Annotated in this window: 12 protein-coding genes; all 12 read left to right on the top strand. The window is 57.1% G+C overall.

Annotated elements, in window-relative coordinates:
- Positions 1 to 44 precede the first annotated feature (44 nt).
- The 12 genes from dnaK to IE089_RS13975 all read left to right on the top strand — a co-directional run bounded on the left by dnaK (position 45) and on the right by IE089_RS13975 (position 14,387).
- Positions 45 to 1,979, top strand: a complete 1,935-nt coding sequence (gene dnaK, locus IE089_RS14030; protein ID WP_189478472.1) for a molecular chaperone DnaK — start codon at positions 45 to 47, stop codon at positions 1,977 to 1,979.
- Positions 1,980 to 2,104: 125 nt separating this feature from the next.
- On the top strand, positions 2,105 to 3,232 hold the full coding sequence (dnaJ, locus tag IE089_RS14025; RefSeq protein WP_189478471.1) for a molecular chaperone DnaJ: 1,128 nt from the start codon (positions 2,105 to 2,107) through the stop codon (positions 3,230 to 3,232).
- Positions 3,229 to 4,032, top strand: coding sequence for a 4-hydroxy-tetrahydrodipicolinate reductase (dapB, locus tag IE089_RS14020; protein WP_189478470.1), 804 nt, complete (start codon positions 3,229 to 3,231; stop codon positions 4,030 to 4,032). Before dnaJ ends, dapB begins: the two co-directional genes overlap by 4 nt.
- A gap of 37 nt (positions 4,033 to 4,069) precedes the next feature.
- Positions 4,070 to 4,924, top strand: coding sequence for a thioredoxin (gene trxA, locus IE089_RS14015; RefSeq protein ID WP_189478469.1), 855 nt, complete (start codon positions 4,070 to 4,072; stop codon positions 4,922 to 4,924).
- A gap of 215 nt (positions 4,925 to 5,139) precedes the next feature.
- On the top strand, positions 5,140 to 6,321 hold the full coding sequence (locus IE089_RS14010) for an acyl-CoA dehydrogenase family protein (RefSeq protein WP_189478468.1): 1,182 nt from the start codon (positions 5,140 to 5,142) through the stop codon (positions 6,319 to 6,321).
- A gap of 18 nt (positions 6,322 to 6,339) precedes the next feature.
- Positions 6,340 to 7,473, top strand: coding sequence for an acyl-CoA dehydrogenase family protein (locus tag IE089_RS14005; protein WP_189478467.1), 1,134 nt, complete (start codon positions 6,340 to 6,342; stop codon positions 7,471 to 7,473).
- An 18-nt stretch (positions 7,474 to 7,491) separates the two neighbouring features.
- Complete coding sequence (locus IE089_RS14000) at positions 7,492 to 8,532, top strand: LLM class F420-dependent oxidoreductase (protein WP_189478466.1); 1,041 nt, start codon at positions 7,492 to 7,494, stop codon at positions 8,530 to 8,532.
- Positions 8,532 to 9,323, top strand: a complete 792-nt coding sequence (locus tag IE089_RS13995) for an SDR family oxidoreductase (RefSeq protein ID WP_189478465.1) — start codon at positions 8,532 to 8,534, stop codon at positions 9,321 to 9,323. Before IE089_RS14000 ends, IE089_RS13995 begins: the two co-directional genes overlap by 1 nt.
- A gap of 25 nt (positions 9,324 to 9,348) precedes the next feature.
- Positions 9,349 to 11,091: a bifunctional isocitrate dehydrogenase kinase/phosphatase gene (aceK, locus tag IE089_RS13990; protein ID WP_189478464.1), complete on the top strand. Its 1,743-nt coding sequence runs from the start codon at positions 9,349 to 9,351 to the stop codon at positions 11,089 to 11,091.
- A complete protein-coding gene (locus tag IE089_RS13985; protein ID WP_189478463.1) occupies positions 11,091 to 11,795 on the top strand; it encodes a histidine phosphatase family protein in 705 nt (234 codons plus the stop codon). Before aceK ends, IE089_RS13985 begins: the two co-directional genes overlap by 1 nt.
- Positions 11,795 to 12,343: a histidine phosphatase family protein gene (locus IE089_RS13980; RefSeq protein ID WP_189478462.1), complete on the top strand. Its 549-nt coding sequence runs from the start codon at positions 11,795 to 11,797 to the stop codon at positions 12,341 to 12,343. The genes IE089_RS13985 and IE089_RS13980 overlap by 1 nt, the downstream gene beginning before the upstream one ends.
- A 679-nt stretch (positions 12,344 to 13,022) precedes the next feature.
- Complete coding sequence (locus IE089_RS13975; RefSeq protein WP_189478461.1) at positions 13,023 to 14,387, top strand: phosphotransferase; 1,365 nt, start codon at positions 13,023 to 13,025, stop codon at positions 14,385 to 14,387.
- Positions 14,388 to 14,429: the final 42 nt, after the last annotated feature.

The following is a 14,429-nucleotide window of genomic DNA, read 5'->3' as shown; positions in this document are numbered from 1 at the left end:
TATTTGTGAGGGCAGGCATTTACTGCCCGCAAGAGGAGAGAATCATGGGAAAGATTATTGGTATTGACCTGGGTACCACCAACAGCTGTGTATCCGTTCTGGACGGCGATGCACCCCGCGTTATTGAAAACGCCGAGGGCGATCGCACCACACCCTCAATTGTTGCTTACACCGACGACGGCGAAATTCTGGTTGGCCAGAGCGCCAAGCGTCAGGCAGTCACTAACCCCACGAACACCCTGTTCGCGGTAAAGCGCCTGATTGGCCGTAAGTTCAAGGACGGCGTTGTCCAGAAAGACATCAGCATGGTCCCTTACTCGATCGTGGAAGCGGACAACGGCGACGCCTGGGTGTCTGCGAAAGACGAGAAAATGGCGCCCCCGCAGGTCTCTGCGGAAGTGCTGCGCAAGATGAAGAAGACGGCTGAGGAATTCCTGGGCGAGTCTGTCACCGAGGCGGTGATTACCGTGCCTGCGTACTTCAACGACTCACAGCGTCAGGCGACCAAGGACGCCGGCAAGATTGCGGGTCTGGAAGTGAAGCGCATCATCAATGAGCCCACAGCGGCGGCATTGGCCTATGGCATGGACAAAGGCAAGGGTGACCACACCGTTGCTGTTTATGACCTGGGTGGCGGTACCTTCGATATCTCCATCATTGAAATTGCCGAGGTCGATGGTGAGCACCAGTTTGAAGTGCTTTCCACCAACGGTGACACCTTCCTCGGTGGTGAAGACTTCGACCTGCGCCTGATCGAGTACCTGGCAGACGAATTCAAGAAAGAGAGCGGCATCGACCTGCACAACGATCCGCTGGCACTGCAGCGTCTGAAAGAAGCGGCAGAAAAGGCCAAGATCGAGCTGTCCAGCTCGCAGCAGACAGAAGTGAACCTGCCTTACATCACGGCTGATGCAACGGGTCCCAAGCACCTGGTGGTCAAGCTGTCGCGCTCCAAGCTGGAGTCGCTGGTAGAAGATCTGGTGACCCGCTCCATGGAGCCGGTGAAGGTTGCACTGCAGGACGCGGGCCTGAACCCGTCTGAAATCGACGATGTGATTCTGGTCGGTGGCCAGACACGCATGCCAATGGTGCAGGCTGCCGTTGCCGATTACTTTGGCAAAGAGCCGCGTAAGGACGTGAACCCCGACGAAGCGGTTGCCATGGGCGCCTCTATTCAGGGGGCGGTACTGGCCGGTGACGTGAAAGACGTACTGTTGTTGGACGTAACGCCTCTGACCCTGGGTATCGAAACCATGGGCGGTGTTGCGACTCCGCTGATCGAGAAGAACACCACGATTCCGACCAAGAAGTCGCAGATCTTCTCAACCGCGGAGGACAACCAGACTGCCGTGACTATTCACGTGGTTCAGGGTGAGCGTAAGCAGGCCACGGGTAACAAGTCACTGGGTCGTTTCGACCTGGCTGACATCCCGCCCTCGCCGCGCGGTATGCCGCAGATCGAGGTAACGTTTGACCTCGACGCCAACGGCATCCTGAACGTGTCCGCCAAGGACAAGGCGACTGGCAAAGAGCAGTCTATCCGCATTACTGCTTCTGGCGGTCTGTCGGATGAAGAGATCGATCAGATGGTGTCTGATGCCGAGGCCAATGCTGACGCCGATGCCAAGTTCGAGGAGCTTATCACTGCACGCAATACGGCCGATGGCCTGGTGCACGCAGCGAAGAAGACCCTCGAGGAAGCGGGTGAGCACGCCACGGACGACGAGAAAGCAGCGATTGAAGCGGCGATTTCCGAAGCGGAAGAAGCTGTGAAAGGCGACGACAAGGACGCGATCGATGCAGCGGCTAACAAGCTGACTGAAGCGACCGGCCCTGTGGCGCAGAAGATGTACCAGGCACAGGCTGCGGCTGGCGAAGCCGGCGCAGAGCAGGCGGCGGATGCTGCCGATGCCCAGCCTGCAGACGATGCTGTCGACGCTGAGTTCGAGGAAGTGAAGGACGACAAGAAGCAGGCCTGATTCGGGCCGCATTCCACCCGCTGATGCCTCCATCGGCGGGTAGGAATTCACGCAAACCATACTACGCGGGACATCAGTGCCCGCGTCGTTGTTTAAAACGGGGCCACAGAGAGCCTGACTGATTTATGTCGAAACGCGATTACTACGAAGTGCTGGGCGTTGATAAAAACGCCGACGAGAAAGAGATCAAAAAGGCTTACCGCCGGGTAGCGATGAAGTACCACCCGGACCGTAACCCCGACGATCCCGATGCCGACGAGAAATTCAAAGAGGCCAGCGAGGCTTATGAAATTCTCAGCGATGCCGAGAAACGCCAGGCCTACAACCAGTATGGCCATGCGGGCGTAGACCCGCAAATGGGTGGTGGCGCCGGCTTTGGTGGCGGCAGCTTCAGCGATATTTTCGGCGACGTATTCGGCGACATCTTCGGCGGTGGCGGCCGAGGCCCCGGTGGCCCGCAGCGTGGCGCTGACCTTCGCTACACCCTGGAAGTGTCATTGGAAAATGCCGTTAAAGGCACCACTGTGGAGATTCGTGTGCCGACGCTTGTCCACTGCGAAACCTGTGACGGTTCGGGCGCCAAGCCGGGTTCCAAGCCCACGACCTGTGGTACCTGTGGCGGTGTTGGCCAGGTGCGTATGCAGCAGGGCTTTTTCCAGGTGCAGCAAACCTGCCCCAATTGTCACGGTCGCGGCACCATCATTTCTGATCCCTGTGACGATTGCCACGGTGAAGGCCGTGTCGAGAAAACCAAGACCCTGTCGGTGAAAGTACCCCCCGGTGTGGATACGGGCGACCGTATCCGTTTGGGTGGCGAAGGCGAGGCCGGTGCAGATGGCGGACCTTCCGGTGACCTGTTCGTTCAGATCTCTGTGAAGCAACACCCCATTTTCGAGCGCGATGGCAAACACCTCTACTGCGAAGTGCCCATCACCTACGTTGATGCTGCGCTGGGCGGTGAGCTGGAAGTGCCCACGCTGGATGGTCGCGTGAAATTGAAAGTGCCTTATGAAACCCAGACAGGTAAGCTCTTTAGGCTTCGCGGCAAGGGTGTGAAGCCCGTGCGTGGCGGCAGCGTCGGCGACTTGCTGTGCCGGGTTGTGGTTGAGACACCGGTCAATTTGAGCAAGCGCCAGAAAGAGCTGCTGGAAGAATTTGCAGACACCCTGGGTGAGGGCGGCAAGTCCCACAGCCCCCGGCAGAGCAGCTGGTTTGAGGGTGTGAAGAACTTTTTTGATGACATGACTTCATGACACTACGAGTAGGTATCACCGGTGCTGCGGGCCGGATGGGACGGACCCTGGTTGAAGCCCTTGGCAATGCCGAAGGCGTTGAGCTGGCGGCCGCACTGGAACGTCCTGACAGCAGCCTGGTGGGTGCCGATGCGGGTGAGCTGGCAGGCCTTGGCCGCAATGGCGTGGCAGTTGCCGGTGCCCTGGACACCGTGATCGGCGATATTGATGTGCTGATTGATTTCAGCGTACCTGCAGCAACCCTCGCCAACCTGGCCGCATGCCGTGCCGCCAAAACCGCCATGGTCATTGGCACCACGGGCTTCATGTCCGAGGAGCAGGCACAGATTGATGCCGCAGCGACAGATATCGCCATTTGTAAGGCCTCCAATTTCAGCACCGGTGTGAACCTGTGTTTCAAACTGCTGGAAACCGCCGCACAGGTGCTGGGCGATGAAGTCGACATCGAAATTGTCGAGGCGCACCACCGCCACAAGATTGACGCCCCCTCGGGTACGGCTTTGAGCATGGGCGAAGTGGTTGCCGATGCCTTAGGTCGCAACCTGAAGGACGTTGCTGTGTATGGCCGCGAGGGCCAAACGGGCGCTCGAGACCGCGACACCATCGGTTTTGCGACAGTGCGCGCCGGCGATATCGTGGGCGATCACACGGTGATGTTCGCCGCCGATGGCGAACGCGTAGAGATCACACACAAGGCCAGTAGTCGCATGTCCTTTGCGCGCGGCGCCGTGCGCGCCGCTGGTTGGGTCGGTACCCAGAATCCTGGCCTTTACGATATGCAGGACGTATTGGGGCTGTAGTGCCCTCACTAACAGCGCAGCACATTTAGGATTGGCGATGAACGAACATATTGTCGACATTGACGAAACCAACGCACAGGCACTGCTGATTGAGGAATCGCACAAGCGCCCCGTGGTGGTGGATTTCTGGGCCGACTGGTGTGAGCCCTGTAAAACGTTGATGCCGCTTCTCGAGAAGATCACCACTGAATATGACGGTGCATTTCTCCTTGCGAAGGTGAACGCCGATACCCAGCAGATGATTGCCCAGCAGTTTGGTGTGCGCAGCCTGCCAACGGTGATGGTGATTCAGAATGGCCAACCGGTAGACGGCTTTATGGGTGCCCAACCCGAAACGGCCGTGCGGGAGCTGCTGCAAAAGTACCTGCCCGCGCCTTGGGACCCGTTGCTGCAGCAGGCCAGTGAAGCCCTGGAGCAGGGGGATTTCGCAGCGGCCGTTGCACCCCTTCGCCAGGCCTACGAGGAATCCGGCCAGCAACACAATGTCATGATTGCCTACGTACACGCGCTGATCGAGGCTATGCGCCTGGATGATGCCGAGGCAGTGCTCGCTACGGTGGGCCTGGCGGATCAGGATGCCGCGTTCGAGCAGCTATCTGCGCAGTTGCAGCTGAAGCGCGAGGCGGCCAAATCCCCGGAGATGGCAGCGCTGGAGGCGGCGGTGGCGACTGATCCGGATGACGCTGACTCACGTGTGAAATTGGCGGTGCAGTACACCACGGCCGGACAGTACCGCGATGCGTTGGAGAACCTGTATACCGTGCTGAAGGCCGATACCGACCACGATAATGGCGCCACCAAGAAGCTGCTGCTCGATACCATTGCCAGTATTGGCAAGGGTGACCCTCTCGCTGCCGAGTACCAGCGCAAGCTGTTCAGCCTTCTGTACTGAATCTGTCCGGGGTGTGTGACCGCGCACCCCTCAAAATCTCGTCTATTCTTGTTGGGCGCTAGACGCCTAAGTCCCGGTTCCGCCGTATCAATACCAAGGGAAGAGGGCGCTGCCGACAGCGCATAATCCTTGTTTTGGTCGCCCTATTTCGCTAGGGTACATGCCCGATTTCTAAAAAACATACCCAAAAGTCAAATCCTCCAGGAGACTGTACCGTGGATACATCATTTTCCCCCGAAGATCTGGCGTTTCGCGATGAAGTAAGAGCCTTCTTCGCGGAAGCCTACGACGAGGAACTGCAGGCCAGAATGGCCAATCTCGACACCTTCAAGGACGCTGTCATTGACTGGCAAAAGCGTCTCTACGAGCAGGGTTGGATCGCGCCGAGCTGGCCCAAGGAGTACGGTGGTACCGGTTGGACCACAACCCAGAAGTTCATCTATGAGCAGGAGCGCACCGCAGCCGGCGTGCGTGACGTGATTCCTTTCGGTCTCACCATGGTCGGACCCGTAATCTACGCCTTCGGTAATGACGAGCAGAAAGAACGTTTCCTGCCCGGCATCCTTAAGAGCGATGACTGGTGGTGCCAGGGCTACTCCGAGCCGGGTGCCGGTTCCGACCTGGCCTCGCTGAAGACCAAGGCCGAGACCGACGGTGATGATTACATTATCAATGGCGCCAAGATTTGGACCTCCTACGCGCAGTACGCGGACTGGATCTTCTGCCTGGTGCGCACCAGCAATGAGGGCAAGCGTCAGCAGGGCATCAGCTTCTTGCTGATCGACATGAAGACCGAGGGCATCAAGGTCAACCCCATCATCTCGATTGATAACCATCACAGCCTGAACGAGGTGGAGTTCAACAACGTTCGTGTACCCAAAGCCAACCTGATTGGCGAAGAGAATAAAGGCTGGACCTACGCCAAGGCGCTGCTGGCGCATGAGCGTACCGGTATTGCCGGCGTGCCCGACACCAAGCGCAACCTCGAGAACGTGAAGAAGTACGCCCGCGAGGAAGTGAACGGTGGCCGTGCCCTGATGGACGACCCGATTTTCCAACAGCGTGTGTCGGATATCGAGATCGAGCTGATGGCACTGGAGTTCACCGAGCTGCGCGTACTCGCATCGGTAGCGTCAGGCGGTGCCCCCGGTCCCGAGTCCTCGTTGCTGAAGATCAAAGGCACCGAGATGCAGCAGGCGGTGCAGGAGCTAACCATGGAAGTGGCGGCTTACTATCAGGGCGTTCTGCCCACGGATTTGAGCACCGACCAGATCGGCCATGATTTCGGCAGCAGCGCCCGTCAAAGCTACATGTATGGCCGCGCAGCAACGATCTATGGCGGCTCCAACGAAGTACAGCGAAACGTGATCGCCAAAGCGGTCCTGGGTCTAGAGTAAGGTTTTAAGGAAGTAACAATGAATTTCGATTTCTCTGAAGAGCAGGGCATGCTGCGCGACTCGGTTGCGCGCTTTGTGCAGGACGATTACGACTTCGACACACGCCGTGCCATTGCCGACTCCGAGCAGGGCATGAGTGCCGAAAAGTGGCAGACGTTTGCGGAGCTGGGTTGGCTGTCGGTACCGTTTGCCGAAGAGTACGGCGGTTTTGGCGGTGGCCCGGTCGACGTCATGGTCGTGATGGAAGAGCTGGGCAAAGGACTGGTAGTCGAGCCTTACCTGGCCACGGTCCTGATGTTTGGTGGATTGCTGCAGGATGGCGGTTCAGACGCCCAGAAGGAAAGCCTGATTCCGCAAATCATCGATGGCAGCCTGCAAGGGTCGTTCGCTTACCTGGAGCGTCAAAGCCGCTTCGAGCTGGCCGATGTGAAAACCACCGCGACTGCGGATGGTGACAACTACGTGATTAATGGCGAGAAGGTCGTGGTTTTCAATGGTGCCAATGCCGATCAGCTGATTGTGTCCGCGCGCACCTCCGGTGAGCAGTCCGACGCCGACGGTGTGAGCCTGTTCCTGGTGCCTGCAGAGGCTGCCGAGAAGATCACCTACCGTATGATGGATGGCCAACTGGTTGCGAACGTTACGTTCAACAACATCAGCGTGCCCGCCACGGCACTGGTCGGTGAGTTGGGCAAAGCACTACCCCTGATAGAAGACCTGGTGCAGCGCGTGATTGTGTACCTGGGCGCTGAGGCGCTGGGTATCATGAGCCAGCTGAACACCAAGACTCTGGAATACACTAAAACGCGTGAGCAGTTCGGCACGGCGATTGGTAGCTTCCAGGCACTGCAGCACCGCATGGTTGATACCTTTATGTCGTACGAGCAGAGCAAGTCGATGCTCTACCGTGCGGTCTGTTCGCTGAAAGATGAAGATGATGGTACTGATAGTGAAATCCACGCGCTGAAGGTCATGATCGACAAGGCGGGCAAACACATCTACGGTGAAGCCATCCAGATGCACGGTGGTATGGGCATCACTGATGAGCTGGATATCGGCCACTTTGCCAAGCGTTTGATGATGATCAACACGACCTTCGGCAACGGTGACTTCCACCAGGGCAAGTTCAACGAACTGCGCTACGCCAGCTAACCGCAAGGGAGATACGGCATGAAGTTAGGCTTTCTGCTCGGCTATTCGGGCAAACACATCCACATTCCGCTGGATTTGATCAAAACGGCGGAGTCCATGGGTTATGACTCGGTGTGGACGGCAGAGGCCTATGGTAACGATGCCGTTACAGCCGCCTCCTGGGTGCTGGCGAACACTGAAAAAATGCGTGTGGGTACTGCGATTATGCAGATGCCCGCGCGAACGCCGGCGATGTGTGCCATGACGGCCATGTCGCTGGACCAGCTTTCAGGCGGACGCTTCATTGCCGGCCTGGGTGCCTCGGGCCCGCAGGTGGTTGAGGGGTGGCACGGCGTTCCCTATGGGAAGCCAGTGACCCGTACCCGTGAGTACATCCAGATCATGCGCAAGATTTTTGCGCGCGAAGGCGCCGTGGAGTTCGATGGTAAGGTGTACCAGATGCCGAACAAGGGCGAAGGCACCACAGGACTGGGCAAGCCCTTGAAGTCCATTTTGGCGGCTAACACCGAGATCCCCATTTACACCGCGTCCATTACCCCTGCCGGCCTGCGCTGCGCGGGTGAAGTGGCCGACGGTGTTTTCCCTGTGTGGATGAACCCGGACAACTACGCCGTGCTGGGTGAGCACATTCAGGAAGGCTTCGATAAAGCCGGTAACGGCAAGAGCCTGAAAGACTTCGACGTGGCGCCGTTCGTATCGGTGGCCGTGAACGACGACCTTGATGCTGCCTACGATTCCCTGCGCCCCTGGCTGGCGCTGTATATCGGTGGGATGGGCGCCAAGGGCAAGAACTTCTACCACGACTACGCCACCCGCATGGGGTATGGCGATGCCGCAGACCAGATTCAGGACCTGTACCTAAGCGGCCAGAAGGCAGAAGCCGAGGCCAAGGTGCCCAATGCTCTGCTGGACGAAGTGGCTCTGGTTGGCCCGCGCGAGCGCATTGTCGAGCGCCTGAGTGCTTGGAAGGAAGCCGGCAAGCGTGGCGAAGTGGGTTCTATGCTGCTGGGCGTGCACGATACCGAGGTGCTGGAGCTGTTCGCTAAGGAAATGCTCTGATGCAGATTGCGGGTCAGGTCTGCGTTGTCACCGGCGGCGCCAATGGCATCGGCAAGGCACTGTGCGAGCGCTTTCACGCTGAGGGTGCCAGCAAAGTTATCGTTGTCGATCTCGAGGCCGATAACGCCAAAGCCGTTGCTGCCACGTTAGACGGTGATGGCTACGGTGTTGATGTGCGTGATGAAGCGCAGATCAAGGCCATGGTGGAGCAGGTAGAGGCTGATCACGGTCGCATCGATCTGTTCTGCAGCAACGCTGGCATCATCGCCGGTGATGGTGAGCCCTGGTACGCCACTTCTGCTAGCAATGATGTGTGGCAGACGATGTGGGACATCCACGTGATGTCGCACGTATGGGCCGCGCGCGCTTGTCTGCCCGGTATGATTACGCGAGGCGACGGGTATTTCCTGAATACCGCCTCCGCCGCAGGTCTGTTAAACCAGGTGGGCGACGCCGCCTACTCCACGACCAAGCACGCAGCCGTGGGCTTCGCTGAGGCGCTGGCCATTACCCATGGCGACGATGGCGTTAAAGTGTCATGCCTGTGTCCCCAGGCGGTGGCTACGCGCATGATTGGCGGTGTGGAAGATGGCGGTACCGCCGGCGTCGATGGCGTTATCACGCCGCAGGACGTTGCGCAGGCGGTTGTTGAGGGCATCGCCGATGAGCGTTTCCTCATCCTGCCTCACGCCGAAGTGCAACAATACCGCGAGCGCAAAACAGCCGATTACGACCGCTGGATCGGCGGCATGCGGAAGTTGCGTCGCAGTTTCGGTAACCCCTCACTGTAAGGCTGTCTCAAGCCAGGGAGCTTCCTTGGATATTCAGGAACGATTCGCTCGAACCATTCTCAATGGCTTCGAGTCTTACTTTGCTGATTTCCAGAACATCACGCTGGCAGCCAAGTCGCGTTTTGAAAACGCCGACTGGCAGGGCATGCAGCAGGTCTCGCGCGATCGCATCGATCTGTACAAGCACAAAACCACGCACACGCTGCCTTTTCTCGAGCTGATCGCCGGCGAGCAGATTAACGATCTGCTCTTCTGGCGGACGGTGCGGGATCTCTATTCCCAGTTAATTCGCGGGCATAATAATTTTGAGATTGCTGAGACCTTCTTCAACTCAATCTTTTGTGCCGTGTTCAAGCATCGCAACATCCGCAATGATTATGCGTTTGTGTTTTCACCGCTTGGGGATATGCCGCCCTCGGATATCAGCAAGGTCTACCGCACCTTCCGGCCCGAGCAGGGCATGGCTCAGATGTTCACCGAACTGCTGAATACCTATGCGATGAATCTGCCCTACGAGGATGTCGAGCGCGATGTCGCCAACATCATCGATGTGATTGAGCGTGTTGTTCGCCCCGGTTTCAACCTCGACAGGGCGGGCGTGGAACTTCAGGTACTGGAGCACCACTTCTTCCGTAACAAAGCGGCCTATATTGTTGGGCGGTTGGTCTCAGGCGGTGACACGCTGCCGGTGGTGCTGCCCATTCTGCATAACGAGCAGGGCCAGGTGTTTGTGGATACTGTGCTGTTCGGCTCGGACCGCTGCAGTGTGATCTTCAGTTTCACCCGGTCGTATTTTTTGGTGGATGCCAGTATCCCCTCGCAGTATGTGCTGTTCTTGCAAACACTAATGCCTGCGAAGCCTATCTCCGAAATATACAGTGCGATGGGCTATAACAAGCACGGCAAGACCTACTATCACCGCTGCGCCTACCGCCACATCACCAGCACTACCGATGAGTTCATCATCGCTCCCGGCATTAAAGGCATGGTGATGAGTGTGTTTACGCTGCCGTCGTACGAATTCGTTTTCAAAATCATCAAAGACCGCTTCACACCGCCCAAGGACATGACCGAGGAACAGGTGAAGGACAAGTACTCGCTGGTGAAACGGTGGGACAGGGTAGGGCGCATGGCCGACACCCAGGAGTTCAAGAACCTGGCGTTTGCGCGTGATCGTTTCTCCGACGAATTGATGGAAGAGCTGCGCCGGGTGGCACCGTCCAAGCTGGAGGAGCGTGGCAAGGCCCTGATCATCAAGCACGTGTACGTGGAACGCCGCATGACACCGCTCAACCTGTACCTGCAGAATGCCACCGATGAGCAGGTGGCCGCCGTTATGGACGAGTACGGCAATGCAATAAAACAGCTGGCCGCCGCTAACATTTTTCCTGGCGACATGCTCCTGAAGAATTTCGGTGTGACGCGGCACGGACGCGTGGTGTTTTACGACTACGATGAGATCGTGCCGTTGCTGGACTGTAACTTCCGCGAGATTCCCGAGCCGCGCAACGAGTACGAAGAGATGGCCAGTCAGCCCTGGTACAACGTGGCTCCCAATGACATCTTCCCCGAAGAGTTTCGTTTGTTCTTCTCGGGGAACCAGCGGGCACGGAAAGTGTTCGACGCTATTCACAGTGATATCTACCAGGCGTCGTTCTGGCGAGATATCCAGGACAAGATTCGCAACGGTTTCGTAGACGACTTCTTCCCCTATCGTCGCAAGCTACGTTTTGAGCGAGACACCAGCCTCACTGCCGGGAGAGCCTGATGGCCACGATTTACCTAGTACGACACGGGCAGGCATCCTTTGGTGCCGACGATTACGACAAGCTCTCTGAACTGGGCGTGCGCCAGGCCGAAGTCGCCGGACACTTTTTCCGCGACCAGGCCATCCAGTTCGATGCGGCCTACAGCGGCGATCTGTTACGACAGCGCGAAACTGCCCAGGGGGTGTTGGCGAGCCAGCCCGGTGACGTGCCTCATCATGTCGACCCGCGTTTCAATGAGGTCCGCAATGACGAGCACTTGGAATATCTGGTGCCGCACGTGCTAGCTAAGAATCCTGAGTTTCAAACGCTGCTGGATAACCTCAAATCCAGCAAGGATTACCAGAAGGTGATCGATGCGGTGTTTAACTACTGGGTATCACCCGAGTGCGACGAACCCGCAATCCAAAGCTGGGCGGACTACTCGGGCGGCGTGCGCGATGCGCTGCGCGACGTGATCAGCACCCAGGGTAGTGGCAAGACCGTGGCTATTTTCACTTCCGGCGGCACTATCGCGACGATTGTTGCCATGGTGTTGGGCCTCGGGGGTGAGCACACCTATCGTTTCTATGAGCCGGTGTATAACTGCTCTATCAGTCAGTTGTTTTACAGCGGCAGTAAGGTATCTCTCTCCAACTTCAACGACGCATCCTTCCTGCAGGTGTTGGGCACCCAGCTGGGTGAACAGTTGATCAGCTACCGCTAATGAATCTCTACCTCGTCAGGCATGGCGAAGCCGCTGCCTCCTGGGGCGAGCACCACGATCCCGGCCTGAGCGCACTCGGGCATAAGCAGGCCTCCCAGGCCAGTGACCAGTTACTGACTGTGCTGACAGGCGGCACGCGTCTATACAGCAGCCCCTTGGCCCGAGCACAGGAGACGGCGCAGCCCTTGGCGTCAGCGCTGGAGCAGGCTCCGTTGATTGATGACCGAATTCGCGAGGTTCCTTCCCCGGTTTCCATGGCGCAGCGCCAGGACTGGTTGCGCGCATTCATGAAGCAGCGGTGGTCACAGCAGCCCCAATCGCTACTGGCTTGGCGTCTGTCGGCGTTGGACTTGATGCAGGAACAGGCCAGTGATGCCGTGTTCTTTACGCACTTCTTGGTGATTAATGCGATTGTGGGTGCGGTGTTGAGCGAGCAAGCCACACTGCATTTCTGGCCAGACAACGGCTCCATCACACATCTGCGCCTTGAAGGCGATAGCCTTGAGTTGGTAGCGTTGGGTCAGTCTATGAAGACGGTGGTGAATTAAGCGGCTCTCTGTGCGCACGAGCACTCACCGAGGATGATCTGACAGCCGAAGGCCCACTGCGCCAGATTGACCTCAACGAGGTGTAAGGGGGCATAACCACTTTCGCCTAATGGCAGTCATTTCACTAAAGTGTAGGCACGTTTAATTTTGTCTAGAAGGCAGAGTATTCAATCACGGAGCCCTTCTATGTTATCTGGCTTTACTAATATGTATAGGGTTTATACGGGAACAGAACTTCTGAAATCAGGAGTAAGTGGTGAGTAACGAACAACTCCTCGGTATCACGGAACAACTTATTCTACTTTCAGCTTTTCTTGGTGGCTTCTCGGCTACTTTCTTGGCAGCTATTTTGGCCTTCGACCCCAAGAAAGCTATCGCAAATTGGGTCGTTGTGCTGTCCGCAATTTCAGCATGTAGCTTTGTAATTTGCGCTACTGTGTATGAACGAAGCACACGATAATGCTTCGAGCAGATATTTAATCTGGCTCATTCGACCATGTCCATGGATCAGCGTAGGTTGATACCGGGGCAGTGCATCGCAACAGTTCAATAGCTTGGCACAGTCATTTAAGTGCCGATGGTACAGTGACTGACGGTTCGGCCGGCAGCGAAGTACTTCATCTTTGGTGTCACATGAAATTTCTGACCGAGATATTAATCTCTATGGTGTTCTCCCGATATGAGTAATGGCTTTCATAATCTTCCCGCCGGCTTGAGTGGGTGGGTGGAGTCCATAGCGGGAGGTAATATCACCCGCCTCGAGCGGCATGTGGCCCGGAGGGAGGCGTGGGTGGTGGATGTCACGGCAAGTGACGGCACCGTTTTCGAGGGATTTCTTCGTTTGGATCGCAATCCGGTGGCAGACTCCAGCGTATCGCTACGGAGAGAAGCCCTGATTTGTGAAGCACTTATGAATACTGACATCCCGGTGCCACAGCTGCACGGTTGGAACGAGGAGTTGCATGCAGCACTATTTTCCCGTGATTCGGGGTGTGCGGATGTCGATAAGCTGGACGACAAGGCACAACAGCGCGCGGTTATGGAAGATTTTATTCGTATTATCGCTCGCCTCCACCTACTTGATATCGATGCCTTGGGTCTCGATAACATACTCGGTGCTCGCCCCCAAACGCCTCGGGACTGCGCACTCGCTGATTTGGACGCACTGCTTCACCAATACCGACGGTTCTTATCGAGCTACACCAGCCCTTTGCTGAGCTACGGCGTGCAATGGTTACAGCGCTTTGCGCCCGACAGCGTGTCCCGGCTATCTCTCGTTCAGGGCGACACCGGCCCTGTAAATTTTATGTTCGTTGATGACCGAGTCAGCGTGATTGTTGACTGGGAATGGGGTCACTGGGGTGATCCTATGGAAGACCTCGGCAATATCTGCGTGCGAGAATTTTGGAATCCCAGCGGTGGTTTAGAAGGGTTGTTTCAGCTCTACGAGGAAGAATCTGGTCTTCCTTATCGGCAGGCCTCCGCCCAATACTATCGCGTGCAACAGAATATTCGTGGGGCGATTCCGACTCATGCTGTCTGCGCGCATCCACCAGAGGGTCAATCACTCGCATGGTATTTGTGCTACCGGTATGTATCCGATCGAGCGACGTGTGAGGGCATAGCTGATGCCATGGGTATTGAAATCGGTCGTCCCGACATGCCTGGGCCTGTGGAAGAGAGTGATCCTCTGTTGAATTTCGCCGTGCGTAGCATTGTGGACGATGTTCTGCCCCGGATGGAGGAGGGTTTCGCGGCATCGCGAATACTGGACGTGGCTCGACTCACGCGCTGTGCTGAGCGCCGCATCCGGTTTGGTCGTGCTGTGGATACTATCGAATGCGAAGAAATTGCCGAGCTGTTGGGTGTGAAAGTCGCCGATTTATCCAGTTCTTTGTCTGCACTGGACCAGGCCATTGCGGCCCAACAGCTAGACGATGAACCCTTGCTGCAATACCTCGCACGGCGTGCTTATCGTGAGGAGTGGCTCAATGCACCTGTCGTAGAGCTGTACCCTGATCGTCGCTGGTCATCACTCGACTAGTTCGTCTCTCCGTCGCTGGTCATTGCCTTACACGTCAGAGTT

The sequence above is a fragment of the Parahalioglobus pacificus genome, assembly GCF_014652275.1.
Classification (GTDB): Bacteria; Pseudomonadota; Gammaproteobacteria; order Pseudomonadales; family Halieaceae; genus Parahalioglobus; species Parahalioglobus pacificus.
This window is presented reverse-complemented; position numbering and strand designations above follow the sequence as displayed.

Excerpts from the sequence above, each read along its gene's own strand:
- dnaK (WP_189478472.1), top strand. The coding sequence starts at position 45 with ATGGGAAAGATTATTGGTATTGACCTGGGTACCACCAACAGCTGTGTA.
- dnaJ (WP_189478471.1), top strand. The coding sequence starts at position 2,105 with ATGTCGAAACGCGATTACTACGAAGTGCTGGGCGTTGATAAAAACGCC.
- dapB (WP_189478470.1), top strand. The coding sequence starts at position 3,229 with ATGACACTACGAGTAGGTATCACCGGTGCTGCGGGCCGGATGGGACGG.
- trxA (WP_189478469.1), top strand. The coding sequence starts at position 4,070 with ATGAACGAACATATTGTCGACATTGACGAAACCAACGCACAGGCACTG.
- IE089_RS14005 (WP_189478467.1), top strand. The coding sequence starts at position 6,340 with ATGAATTTCGATTTCTCTGAAGAGCAGGGCATGCTGCGCGACTCGGTT.
- IE089_RS14000 (WP_189478466.1), top strand. The coding sequence starts at position 7,492 with ATGAAGTTAGGCTTTCTGCTCGGCTATTCGGGCAAACACATCCACATT.
- IE089_RS13995 (WP_189478465.1), top strand. The coding sequence starts at position 8,532 with ATGCAGATTGCGGGTCAGGTCTGCGTTGTCACCGGCGGCGCCAATGGC.
- IE089_RS13985 (WP_189478463.1), top strand. The coding sequence starts at position 11,091 with ATGGCCACGATTTACCTAGTACGACACGGGCAGGCATCCTTTGGTGCC.
- IE089_RS13980 (WP_189478462.1), top strand. The coding sequence starts at position 11,795 with ATGAATCTCTACCTCGTCAGGCATGGCGAAGCCGCTGCCTCCTGGGGC.
- IE089_RS13975 (WP_189478461.1), top strand. The coding sequence starts at position 13,023 with ATGAGTAATGGCTTTCATAATCTTCCCGCCGGCTTGAGTGGGTGGGTG.